This window comes from Bacillus sp. ISL-57, from assembly GCF_018613135.1.
In the GTDB taxonomy this organism is placed as follows: domain Bacteria; phylum Bacillota; class Bacilli; order Bacillales; family DSM-1321; genus Peribacillus; species Peribacillus frigoritolerans.
In genome coordinates, this window is the sequence record NZ_JAGGQV010000020.1 from 146718 (window position 1) to 158130 (window position 11413).

Annotated in this window: 9 protein-coding genes and 2 pseudogenes; 7 read left to right on the plus strand and 4 right to left on the minus strand. The window is 37.4% G+C overall.

The window, feature by feature from the left end; genetic code table 11:
* The first annotated feature begins 67 nt into the window (after window positions 1–67).
* Window positions 68–229: a hypothetical protein gene (locus J7I90_RS23065; RefSeq protein ID WP_214773923.1), complete on the plus strand. Its 162-nt coding sequence runs from the start codon at window positions 68–70 to the stop codon at window positions 227–229.
* A gap of 189 nt (window positions 230–418) precedes the next feature.
* Window positions 419–808 (plus strand): DoxX family protein, encoded by a 390-nt coding sequence (locus J7I90_RS23070; RefSeq protein ID WP_214773924.1) that lies wholly within the window; start codon window positions 419–421, stop codon window positions 806–808.
* 151 nt (window positions 809–959) lie between these two features.
* Here the strand turns inward: J7I90_RS23070 and J7I90_RS23075 are convergent, their stop codons facing one another.
* The 3 genes from J7I90_RS23075 to J7I90_RS23085 all read right to left on the minus strand — a co-directional run bounded on the left by J7I90_RS23075 (window position 960) and on the right by J7I90_RS23085 (window position 5981).
* Window positions 960–1595 (minus strand): class D sortase, encoded by a 636-nt coding sequence (locus tag J7I90_RS23075; protein WP_214773925.1) that lies wholly within the window; start codon window positions 1593–1595, stop codon window positions 960–962.
* Between the two features lies 1 nt (window position 1596).
* Window positions 1597–3015, minus strand: coding sequence for a processed acidic surface protein (locus J7I90_RS23080; RefSeq protein WP_214773926.1), 1419 nt, complete (start codon window positions 3013–3015; stop codon window positions 1597–1599).
* A gap of 590 nt (window positions 3016–3605) precedes the next feature.
* Window positions 3606–5981: a M14 family zinc carboxypeptidase gene (locus J7I90_RS23085; RefSeq protein WP_214773927.1), complete on the minus strand. Its 2376-nt coding sequence runs from the start codon at window positions 5979–5981 to the stop codon at window positions 3606–3608.
* Window positions 5982–7470: 1489 nt separating this feature from the next.
* Here J7I90_RS23085 and J7I90_RS23090 point away from each other — a divergent pair.
* The 3 genes from J7I90_RS23090 to J7I90_RS23100 all read left to right on the plus strand — a co-directional run bounded on the left by J7I90_RS23090 (window position 7471) and on the right by J7I90_RS23100 (window position 8967).
* Window positions 7471–7899 carry a MarR family winged helix-turn-helix transcriptional regulator gene (locus tag J7I90_RS23090; RefSeq protein ID WP_214773928.1) on the plus strand — a complete coding sequence of 143 codons (429 nt, stop codon included), beginning with the start codon at window positions 7471–7473 and terminating at the stop codon, window positions 7897–7899.
* 49 nt (window positions 7900–7948) lie between these two features.
* Entirely contained in the window at window positions 7949–8590 is a 642-nt protein-coding gene (locus J7I90_RS23095; protein WP_214773929.1) for a nitroreductase family protein, read from the plus strand.
* Window positions 8591–8673: 83 nt separating this feature from the next.
* Window positions 8674–8967 (plus strand): putative quinol monooxygenase, encoded by a 294-nt coding sequence (locus J7I90_RS23100; RefSeq protein ID WP_034313214.1) that lies wholly within the window; start codon window positions 8674–8676, stop codon window positions 8965–8967.
* A gap of 450 nt (window positions 8968–9417) precedes the next feature.
* Here the strand turns inward: J7I90_RS23100 and J7I90_RS23105 are convergent.
* Window positions 9418–9678, minus strand: a pseudogene (locus J7I90_RS23105) (recombinase family protein); the annotation flags it as partial.
* A 403-nt stretch (window positions 9679–10081) separates the two neighbouring features.
* Between J7I90_RS23105 and J7I90_RS23110 the strand changes: the two are divergent.
* Window positions 10082–10285 (plus strand): alpha/beta-type small acid-soluble spore protein, encoded by a 204-nt coding sequence (locus J7I90_RS23110; RefSeq protein ID WP_034315006.1) that lies wholly within the window; start codon window positions 10082–10084, stop codon window positions 10283–10285.
* 239 nt (window positions 10286–10524) lie between these two features.
* Window positions 10525–11352, plus strand: a pseudogene (locus tag J7I90_RS23115) (IS110 family transposase); the annotation flags it as partial.
* Window positions 11353–11413 lie beyond the last annotated feature (61 nt).

An 11413-nucleotide genomic window follows, 5' to 3' on the forward strand; every position in this document is an offset into this window, starting at 1 on the left:
ATATACATCTTGCTTGTACTGTACTCGGGATTTTGTACGTTTTCCCATTAATTCGAGCCGTTTACGCGTGAGTTTGGTCCGTTTACTCGTAAGTTACGGCCATTCACTCGTGAATTCGGCTTATTTACTCGTGAGTTTTGCTGTTTTACTCGTGAATTCACCCTATTTACTCGTGAGTTCGTACTATACCCATGATTTCAGCTGTCACCTTGTGGGAACAGATTTCTGAAATCAAATGAATATTTTTCAAGAAATAACTGCAGGCAAACTCGCTTTTCTTCAAGTTATCCTACAGTCAAGCGCGATTCCTAGAGGATTGCGCAACAACTGTTTAAGATTAAGGTTTTTTTAGAATGCATTAAAAAAAGAAAAGTGGAATATGATTAAAATGTCAATCTAAGGGAGGGAATGAGAATAAATGAAAAAAACAAAAATTATATATTGGATCTTCACAGGACTTTTGGTGGCCCTAATGGTTTTGGGTTCTATTCCGGATATAATGTCTGTTCCCGATGCAGTCGCTTTATTTAATCATTTAGGTTATCCTACTTACCTCCTGCCCTTTATTGGGATTGCCAAATTATTAGGTGTCGTGGCAATACTCATTCCAGGTTTTCCAAGAATCAAGGAATGGGCTTATGCCGGTTTTGTATTTGATCTGACGGGGGCTATGTATTCAAGCATTTCAGTGGGCGACCCTGTCAGTGGATGGCTGATTTTCATTATCGGGTATATATTGATAGCCGGCTCTTATATTTACCATCATAAAATACTAAAATCCACTTCAGTGAGTAATAAAGTAACATAATAATATAAATAAATTGGCAATGAAAAAATATCGATATCGATGTTTTTTCATTTGGTTATAATGACTTTCACCTTCGTTTTCTTTTCTAAATAGAAATTAAAAGAGCCCCAATAGGGTTTCCTTATTGGGACTCTTGTTTTAGTACATTTGATTAACTTACTGTTTTTGAAGTCAAATACGCGACAAGTATATAACGTTCAGGTGCTGACCCAATATAATCAAAAGGGTAACAGGTACTGACGGTTAGCGTTGCCCGTGGCTTTGGTACGATTACGGTTCGATCATCCTCATCCACAATCCGAACTTTGTTGACTTTGTATGTGAACTCTCCTGCCGATGTTCTAACTATCAACAAATCTCCTTCGCCCACTTGCCCGAGTTTACGGAATACCGTATCTCTATGACCGGAAAGAACGGAATTGTCATTTTCACCAGGTAGCACACTTCCTGCAAAGTGACCAACGCCTTTTTCCAATTCATCCTCATTCGTGCCATGGAAAATAGGGAGTTTTGTTTTTAGTTTGGGTATATACAATTCCCCGATTTCTTCACCCGTTTCAGGTCGGACAGGATATAGCTCTTTCTTTGTTGTTTTATTACCCGCTGGTTTATCACTTGGTGTTTTCTGGACTGTTTCATTCCCTTGACTACTTGGAGAATGAGTCTTGTAAAGAAAGTAGCCTTTTGCAAACTTATACATATTGGATGTTGAAAACCAAATCCCAAATAAAATGATGGCAATTGTACAAGAAAGCAGCAACAACCGCTTTTTCTTTAATTGTTTCATATTAAGCTTTCCTGATTTTTCGATACATCAAGCTTCCGAACAAGACAAGAACTAGTCCTAAAAGGGCACTAGGTAAATAATTGGAAGCGGTATTTGGCAGTTTAGCACCTTTTACGGTTTGATGTTCTGAATTAGTATGGGCACTGATCTTTTGTTTTACTGGTTTAGCAACTGGTGCCTTTTCAATGGTCTTTTGTACCTCTTTGGCAGATTCCTTTATTTGTCCGCCTGCATTGGTAAGAGTATCAGAATCGACCATATCACCTGTTATTAACAGATCAGCCAAGAACTTCCCGTCAGTATTATATATCATTATTTTCAGGTTAGCACCCTTCAATTCTTCCAATTTCATTAAATCCATAAGGGTTACAGGTGATTCCGAGCCACTTTTCACAAGGGAATAGGAAACATTAAGCTTAAAGATGGACAGTAATTCTTCATAGATTGAGGCCATTTCAGCTATCTGTTCAGCTGTAAGCTCGGTTGCAACATCAAATTCCTCGAAAGCCATCATACGGTTGCCCAATTCTTCAAGTTGCTTGACTGTTTCCGGGTTGGAAAGATGGTCTTCCAAAGACATCATGTGGTCTTCAAGCCGCTGCAATTCCTCTTCCGTTAGACCGAGTTCCTGCTCGAAAATAGGAAGAAGATCTTCGGCAACTTCGCCATCCATCCCGCCACCAGTAAGGTTCCAAACAGTTTCTTCAAGATTATCTATGTATATATAATCGTTAATATCTTCACCATTTTCTTCTAACATTTGAAGCAAGGCTTGTTTATCCAATCCATAATTCTCATTAAAATAATCTAAGTTGCTTAGATCTTCCTTTATGACGTCACCTAGGAATTCGCTAAGCTCTTCGACAGATTCAAATTCTTCCGTACTAAAATCATAGAGTTCCAATGACGCTTCGATATCATCTTGTGTTACTTCGAAGCCTCTTTCCTTACTAACCTTGGCTAAATAATTGACTAATTCTTTGTCAAAATTCGGATCGCGTTCAAAATCGCCCTCTTCTGTCTCTTCTGTATAGAAATAAACAGCTTCATCGAGGTCCCAGATAAAGATATAATCGTCAAGTTCCTCGCCATTTTCTTGTAATAGATTAATTAGGCTCTCATTAGTTAGATTATAATCATCATAGATGACATCTAAATTACTTAAATCAGCCTTAATAACTTCACCTAAGGCTTCTTTTAGATCACCAATAGATTCAAAGTTCTCAATACTTTCATCGTAAAAAGAAAGAGAGGTTTCTATGTCATCCTTCGTCACTTCAAAACCCCTGACAAGGCTCACCTCTTTTAAATATTTTGTTAGTTCTCGCTCAAAATTCTTGCTTGGTGCTGCCGATGCTAATTGGGGGAATAAGCTAAGTAACAACGTAAATGAAACTAAAATGGTCCACAGTTTTTTCATACTTTTCTCCTATTCATAACATTTCATATGTTTCTAGAAAATTATAAGGTAATAACAAAAATTTAACAACGAGGTTATTTTTTCCAATAAGGGAAATTTGCTATTTTAATTACATAGCTAACAAGCTTTTTAACAGTGTATTTATCTATTAACGTTAATCTAGTCGTATTTCTTCCTATTAATATATTGATTTCAAAAAGAGGGATTAAAGCACTCCCGCTACTGTGACTCCAGATAAAAGAATTATTAATATTTTATTGGAAACATAACTTAGCTCAAGCAAAATGAATATAAATTCACCACCGGGCTACATCAATTTCAAGTAAAGTAGTCAGTCTATAAGTATCAGACCTCATATCTTTAACTTCATCTATAATGATTCCTGGTTAGTGAATCCAAATCCAGCTTGTGAATTATAGTAGTGTCACCATTTTTAATCGTCTAAAAAACTACTTATTGATAAGAATCTTCATTCAGCGGTTTCTACCAAAATAGATGATTTAAAAATAATGAGTTCAGAGCAAGCGTTCAGCATTTTTTCAAATAACCAAAACCGAATTCATTGCTGAATCCGGCTTTGGCTAATTCTACTATTTTTCGAAAATTGCATTAGATAGAAGACGGAACAAGTAATCCGGGTGGTCGCGGAAACCTGCTTCTAACCCAATAAGAGTTACATCTTTGTTCTGTTCTTTTACGATTACGGCTTGGCCCTTGGCGGTTATGTTATTTTTCCAGTGACCAGCTACGAAGAAATTATCTGAATCTGCAAGGGTCGCGACAATTTCATCATTATCAGTATCCGTGAACCATGTTGGACGATAGACAAAGCCGATATCATTTTCTCCATAACCTGCTGTTAAACCGGTTCCCTCATAATCGACTTTTACGATACCATTACTGTTGGAACCTCCTACATTAATGGTGTCGTCTGTAAGACCTAGTGTCTTAGTTGCTCTAGATGCACCAGCACCTACAGCTATATATTTGCCTCCTTCATTTAAGAAGCTTGTCACATTATCTTTAAATGCATTAAGTTGCCCGGCGTTCTGTAATCCAAATTCTTTATTAGCTTCGGAAAGGTTAGTGGAAATGAGACTTTCCGTTCCACTATAGACAAAAATATCAAAAGCGTTAAGGGGATTTTTAGCCACTTCGACTGGCGTAACTTCTGTCACATCAAAACCTAGTCTTTTCAAAGCAAGCTTTGTTCCTGCGTGTGATTTCTGTTTACCCATACCTCCATCCTTTAATATAGCCACTCTTAAAGACGTAATAGCCACTGCATCTGCCGGTACATCAGCAGTTCCAACCTGTAACCCAGATTCTTTCACCGCTGCTGATACCTGATTAGCTACTGTTTTTGCAAAGAAGTTACCTTGTGCATCACGTACAATAGGTATTCCTTGCTTAAGCAATGCATTTACTAAATTTACCGATTGGACAGAGCTGTTCGGTATCATAAACGGTCCTTTTCCTGAAACCTTGCCTTGACCTGTAATCTGGTTTACTTTCGTTGCATTGACGTTAATAGGATTTTGTGTGGCTACTGCCTCGAATCCCCAAAGCTCCGGTAAGCTCCATGCGGAAATGTCGTACATTGCTGGGGTATCGTTCGTGATGTCTTCCCCATCCCAGAGCATCGTGTTTGCTAATCCGGCTTTCGCCTGATCCATCTCAACAAGATAAGTTCCTTTTGGATATAACTCTCCATCCGCTTCAAATGCATTCACAGCTTGAACAACTTCAATATCATTATTGATCAAATGATTTACAGCCTTATTCGTAACAGTCGGATCCTTAGGGTCTAGTGGAAGTATGTAGGCTTTTGGAAATAGCCCTTCCTTATGAAATGGATGGTCAAAGTTAATTCCTCTTTTAAAAATTTCAATTTGATCAGTAATCATGGATTGCTTGTTAGCTGTTGCAAATTTCAGTGCTCCCATAATCGAATTATACATCCATCGTACGCCATCCCAATCATTTGTGGGAGCTTCTAATGTATGACCGTAAGCACCATGATACATCGCATACATTGGTGTGAAAATTGGTGGGTAATCATCCCAGCCAGCGGAGTCATCGCGCAGCGGAATATAGGTACCTTTCATGTTTTGATACAAGGATCCTGAATAGTTCTCATGATCCTTCATTATTTCCGCTTCCATCGCTTCTGCCTGTTTATAGGCCCATTTTCCGTATAAGTCATACTCGTAATTAGGATTATGCGGTGGCGTACAAGGCTCAATTAACCCCTGCAGATTTGGCTGATAATCCTTCACATATCCATGAGTATCTAGGAACACCATCGGGTTCCATTCTTTAATGAGCTCAACCATCTCTTTTGTTTCTGGCTGCGATTGGGTGATAAAGTCACGATTTATGTCAATTCCTTCACCATTAAAGCGGGTGGCATCAATACGTCCATCAGGGTTTTGTACGACATTGAAAATAAGAATATTATTCTCTAAAACGTCTTTGGTTGTTGCATCATTTTGGGTAGCAAAACGTTCAATTAATTGAAGGATTGCATCGCTTCCGACAAATTCAGTCCCATGAATAGAACCATTAATCATGATTGGAACTTTAAAGTCAGGATTATTGGCAACCCATTCTTGAGCTTTGCCTGGATTCTTAAACATTTGCTTTCTAAGTGCCTTCACTTTTCCGAACTTCCCTTGTGTTGTTGGGTCGGCAATCGTGACAACATAGAGTGGGTTTCCATCAGCTGATGTTCCACGGACTTCAACTTTCACACGGTTTGAAAGTTTTTCAATCTCTTTTAATTTGGAACCAATTTGTGAAAATTTCACAAAGTCATAGTTTTCGCTATTAAACTTGCTTCCGTCCTGTTCCTCATATGTATTCACATTTGTCCATTGAGGTTTCTCAGCATGTCCAAAACTCCACGGAATTACTGTTAATAAACTCACAGCCATCAGGCCGGATAGTGCTTTTTTCTTTTTCACCCTTAAACCTCCAGTATGTATATAGTGATTTTTTTGTATATATCCCATCAGATCGTTCAATGTTTATTTTATTGGGATTCGCTCTCCTATTGCAGCACTAGTTTCGGAAGGTCAAATTTATGTAGTGTTACTTGCTGGGGGAGCTTATCAAATTTTATAAAGAATATTTTTAAAGAAGTGGTTTGTTCAACATAATAAAATTAAATCGCATTCAACAGGATTTGTTCAGCCATTTAGCGAGTCATTTCGTGTTGTAATCAATTAAAATATGTATTAATTAACCCAATACCTAAACCCGCATTGGCTACTGTAGCTGATTAAATTCCTTTCTAGACTAATAAATTTCTCCTTTTCTGCTCCCTACTAATATTTTAAATTTCCATACATGTTTAAGAGAATCGCCTCCTTATTAAGAAATAGTAACCCACAAACTTAGATAACTGTTTTATAATATTATACACTTATTTTTGTGTGAATTAAGAATTTTCAGTTAATAATAATTGAATTTTTATCCTATTTTTCATTACATCAGAAACATAAAATTATTTACAAATAATTTCCATGCGCTAAATTAGTAAAAATCTGTATAACTGTTTTGAAGTTTGTCCCAACGGCCAAGTTACATGGAAATCCCTCGAATCCTATGAAATTCATGTGCTTTTTGATTTCCTCTAATCAGTATTATGCAAACTAAAAAAGCTCACTTTTCTGATACCTTATATTGAGCATAGTAAATAGATCAGCCCCAAATGTTGAACTTCCGTACTTGGATTTGTAAATACATATTCAGTATTGCACCCTGCGAAGGAATCCCGAGAGGACTATTATAAAACTCCTAGGCCACAGTTTATAAAAAAGCAACCGTTCTATATCCAAACTTTTGCTTTTTTTCATTGCTATAAACGTTTCCAAAGTCTCTTTAAATCTATTGGTACGAATACTTTATCCCCATATATTTCCTTAGGTATGATGAGATGTGAAAAGTATGGTTCTAAACTTAACCCTTCTATGTCTAGCTGGATTTATTGATAATAGGAGCCCATTCATTGCACTTACACCATTATATTTAAATCCCCACACAAATAACTGACAAGGAACTTGAATATAATTTTCAGGCATCGCACTCAATGAAATTTAATCGATTGGAGCATTCGCTCCTTCCTTTTCTGTATTATGGCACATAAATCGAAGAATAGTCTTGGTCTACGACTATCAGATGAACTTTTCCACCTTATTTAAGGGCAGTTTTTATAACAATGTGATTATCATACTTATACCTTGGCTAAAAGCTCCAAAGGTTTACTGAGCTTTCTTGAAAAGATTGCCTAATCAAAAAGAAGATAGAGCACCATTTTGGTCTAGATCATATTTAAGCAAAAGTTGCAGTACTAAAATACTTGCTTTATTATTTAGGGTATAGTATATTAATTGATGCATCAACTATTGAGCTATCAATTAATTTGTCTAACGTATGAAAAGAGGGTGTTTCTTGACGAATTCATGTTCTAATGAATCCATTATTTTATATAAAATGAACTGCCTTAACAAACAGATAAGTTCAAAATTTGAAAGTTGTACAGGCATTAGTCAATCAAGACATGATATCTTATATCAGCTTTATCAAGTTGATGAAATTAGTCAAACTGCACTTCAAAAAGAGGTTAACATTGACAGTGCAGCGATTACCCGGCATTTAAAACAACTTGAAGCGACTGGGATGATTTTAAGACGCAAAGATCCGGAGGATAATCGATTTACTCTTGTCTGTCTTTCAGATCATGGTCGCAAACAGATTATTCTCTACCAAGCTGAAAAGGCTCGTTTTGTCACTTTAATGCTTAAAGATTTTAAAGAAGAAGAACGTCAAGAGTTAACAGATATGCTGACACGCATCCAAAAAAATATAAGCCAAGTCTAACACTTGCTTAAATTAAACTACTAAAGTTAAAAAGAGGAGACTATCAACTATGACCACTACAGCACAATTAACAAATGATTTCAAAGAAATTGTCACAGGACGCCGCTCCATAAAAAATTACGACAAATCCGTAAAAATCAGTAGGGAAGAAATGGAGGAAATACTTACGTTAGCGACACTTGCTCCTTCTTCAGTTAATATGCAACCATGGCGCTTCCTTGTAATTGAAAGTCCTGAGGGAAAAGCAACACTTGCACCTCTTGCTCGCTTTAACCAAAATCAAGTTGAAACATCTTCCGCAGTAATTGCCGTATTTGGTGATATGAACAATTTTGATAACGGCGAAGAAATCTACGGTAAAGCTGTAGATTTAGGGCTTATGCCTTTAGAAGTAAAAGAAAACATATTAGCCTCATTTGCTGGATATTTCGAAAAAATCACTAGTGAAGAGATGAAAGACGTCGTTCTAGTTGATGGTGGTCTTGTATCCATGCAACTGATGCTTGCGGCTCGTGCTTATGGCTATGATACAAATCCAATCGGTGGCTATGAAAAAGACCAGATCGCAGAAGCTTTTGGATTAGATAAAGATCGATACGTACCAGTTATGCTAATTTCAATCGGTAAAGCAGCAGATAATGGCCATCAATCAGTTCGTCTTCCAATTGATAAAGTTGCTCAATGGAAGTAAAGAATCCATTCATAAAATTTCAACCGAGATGTATTTTTATATATTAAGTTTATTATGCTTAACAAATGAGAGGATGACGTTTAATGATTATCATTCATGCCGTATTCAATATTAATCCAGCAAAACAAGATGCATTTCTAGAGGAGATTCAACCGCTAATCGCAGCTTCAAGAGCGGAAAGTGGAAATGTTTCTTACAATCTTCACAAAGCTACAGAAAAAGACAATGAGTTTACAATGGTTGAAGTTTGGCAAGATCATCTAGCGGTTGCAAGCCATAATTCAAGTGAGCACTTCACCTCGTTTGTTGGTAAAGCTAAAGAATTCCTCTCATCACCTTTAATTGTTAACGCATTTGAAGGACAACCATTAAAATAATTAGTTAAAATGTATGGGATTTCCTATATCCCATCTTATAAAACAAAGAGTTGCTGCTTCGATTAAACAAGCAGCAACTCTTGTTTATTTCTATTCCATTTTCTCGAACATCACGCGCTTATTTGGCGTACATAATCTGTGTGACAATTTCCATGGAAAGAGGAATGCAAAAAGTTCCATTTATTTATCGAATTTCAGTTTTTCCAAAGTATCCGCCAATTCTGTATTAAACGGTTCTTCTTTATTTTGCTTCTTCATGAATTGGAGATTTCTTTTTTCGACACTTTTCGATTTTTGTTTTGTTAATTATTTTTATGTTCATACGAATTCTAAAAGGAGGGCTGAAAGTGTATATGCCTTCATTCACCCAGAATGGATATCCTCCCCAATAAAGCGAAATATCTAAGGATGGCCGGCTAATTTTTGGACGGGTTTCTTCTATTACTTGAGCTTCTGTCGCCCGAAAGGCACACCGTTTTGCAAAGCCACATCAATTCCTTCACGCTGCCGTTTCCGGATCCTATCCCGTTATTCTTCCTCCATCCAGGAAAGAATTTGCAAAACTAAATCTGCAATGAATGTACCGGGACTATCTTTAAATTGCGTTGTATCGAGCAATGGCATATCCAAAACGACGATATCCGCCTGGATATTTTTTGTAATGTCATTCCACTCTTTTAGAATCTCCTCGTTGTTCCGACCAAAACGATTACCACACGTTTTAGTAATTGGCATCGAGCCCCGTTAGTGCGATAAGAAAACTCATTCTTTACTGAGGTAAAGAACCCGTTAGTTTCTTAAGACTTATTGTAGAGTTGAAACAAACTGTGCAATAGCAGAAGAAAGACTCTGACGGGAAGCATAAGCTAGAGGAGTACACGTTTCCCTTATGGATAGTTACCGGCAGGATTTACAGTTGCCTCGGAGCTTCCGAAACCCGTACCTTGTGACCCGCTGGCTTCAATGTTTTCCAGTGGCCTTCCCTTTTAGAGCTACAGGTGAGTTTTACTTTACTTAATCGCTGCCTTAATTTACTTTAAATTCTATGTATATAACCCTTAACAATATCAAAACCTATGACTAGCAACACATTATATTCATAGGAGCTGACAACATGGCTAGAAATAACAACAATAATCAATTAGTAGTTAATGGTGCAGAGCAAGCTCTAGAACAAATGAAATACGAAATCGCTAGTGAATTCGGTGTTACACTTGGCGCTGATACAACATCTCGTGCAAACGGATCTGTTGGTGGAGAAATCACAAAACGTTTAGTGCAAATGGCTGAACAACAATTAGGCGGAAGAACTCGTTAATCGAAATAATATGTATTGTTAGGGATAGTGATTGGACTATCCCTATTTATAATTCTCCAAATCAAAAAAGAAACAGAAACATCAGTTGCTGTTATTTTGCATTGTCGCAGTACGAATACACTACGCTAATTCAACTAACCTGCCCCGTTTGCATATCAGGTTTGAAAAAATAGAGCCCCTCACTAAGATACGAGTATAGAGACCAATCTAACTCAAAATCTTAAGGAGGAAGCCCTACTATAAATTTTAAAATGCAAAACAAACAAAATCAACTAATTGAGAGAATTACGCCTCAACATCTAGTTGTTGGTGTGGATATTGCCCAACACGTACACGTGGCCCGTGCTGTAAACTTTAGGGGCATTGTGGTCGGGAAACCCTTGTCTTTTGAAAATATCGAAGAGGGTTTTACTCGATTACTAAACTGGATCCAGGAACTAAAACACATGAAAAAACCTAGACAAAACGATAGTCGGAATGGAACCTATCGGACATTATGGGATAAACCTTTCAAAGTGGCTAGTCAAACAAAACATGGATGTCGTCACCGTCAATCCTCACCATGTCAAAAGAAACAAAGAAAACCGTGATAATACGCAATCCAAAAGTGATAAAAAAGATGCCCTTTTCATCGCTGATATGGTGAAGAATGGCTTCCATACCTTCGTTCGTTCCACTTCAGAATCATTTGAAAAACTTCGTGTCCTTATGGCTAACCGAGATGTGATCGTTAAGTGTCTTGTTAGCTCCATCAACCTAATTAATCGCTGGGTGGATGTGGTCTTTCCCGAGCTCCGGCAAGTGTTTAAAGACGTATCATGTAAAGGGGCAATCCCAACCCTTCGCCTCTTTCCTACCCAAGCTGAATTATGTTCCTTACAGCCTCAAGATATCGTAACCGGGTGGAAATCATGTATGAAGCGATATTCCGGGCATAAAAAAGCCCGTTCCCTGCTTGCATTGGCCAAGCTTTCAATTGGTACGAAACAAGCCTTTGATGCGTTAAACTTCACTTGGAACAGTTATTAGAGGAATATGATCTCGCTTCATCCCAACTCGAAAGAGTGACAAAAGCTGCCTTAAAGACAGCTCTGATCTTTAGCTAATGCACCCGTTAGCCATCCATGA